The organism is Devosia indica, assembly GCF_003056405.1.
GTDB classification, from domain to species: Bacteria; Pseudomonadota; Alphaproteobacteria; order Rhizobiales; family Devosiaceae; genus Devosia; species Devosia indica.
On sequence record NZ_PYVZ01000050.1, the window covers coordinates 1 to 1,154 of the forward strand.

The window sequence follows — 1,154 nt, forward strand, 5'->3', positions numbered from 1 at the left end:
TAAGGTGGACTGGGTTCGCTCGCGAACCGCGTCGCGCAAACGGACCCGCCAAATGGATCTGCGATACTCAAAGACACCTGACAATGAGTAGGTAAGGCCAATATGCGGTTGACCATCCCCATATAAGGGTTTCGGGCGCTGTTTGGCGTACGAAAGCCACCCATGCAGGAACCCGCGGTCCGCATGCGCCGGGCTATGGGGTTTTCTGATTTGGCGTGGTCGGGCGGCGGCCGTGAGCCGCAGCATATGGCGTGGCGCGCCTGCCTGTTGAATGCCGTTCGAACTGCATCCGGGCATCAACGACGACGGCGTCGGTGAGATTGGCGTACGTGATGATGGTCGCCGTGGCGCCTGGCGCGAACCATCGCGTCGGCCCACGATGTGGCGCGGCCGTTTGAACGAGCGGATCATGCCGGGTCATGGATGGTCTCCCGGGCTGATGGTCGCGCGGTCGGCGGGCCCCGCGGCTGGCACCATGCCGCGAAGGTCTCGATGATTACCATGGTGCCACCGCAGCAGGGACAAGGCGGGCACGGGACTGGGGCGGTCTCGGCGGCCGGCGGTTCGTCCGTCGCCGGCGCCACCCCCAGCATGTCGCGGGCCTGGGCGAGGCAGTCCTTGCGGGCGGAACCGGCGAGCAGGCCGTAGCGCCGGATGCGGTGGAAGCCGCGCGGCAGTACGTGGACCAGGAAGCGGCGAATGAACTCGTCGGCGGCCAGGGTCATGACCTGCTGCCGGTTGGCGCCGGAGCTGCGATAGTTCTTGTAACGGAAGGTGACCTCATTGTCGTCGAAGGCGATGAGGCGGCTGTTCGAGATCGCCACGCGGTGGGTATAGCGCGAGAGATAGGCGAGCACCGCCTCGGGTCCGGCAAAGGGCGCTTTGGCATAAACCACCCAACGCTTCTTGCGGACCGGCGCGAGATGACGCTGGAAGGCACGGCGATCGCGGAGCCCTGCCAGCTTGCCAAAGAAGGCGAGTTTTCCGGCGGAGTGCAGTTCGATCAGGCGGTTCATAAACAACCGGCTGTTGATTGTCGCCAGGAACTGACCCGGGATTGTCATTGAGAACTGACCCGGTTGGACGATAGTTTCCCGCGCTGCGGGGACGGTCAAGTGGCGGGTTTTTCCTTTCGTGTTTTGGGCGCCGCGGCG

1 protein-coding gene is annotated in these 1,154 nt (G+C 64.6%); it reads right to left on the reverse strand.

The genetic code is table 11. The features are described 5' to 3' along the window. Positions 1-407: 407 nt before the first annotated feature. Positions 408-1,154 (reverse strand): IS91 family transposase (locus DDE76_RS19350; RefSeq protein ID WP_245892091.1); only part of this gene is annotated, 747 nt, incomplete at its 5' end.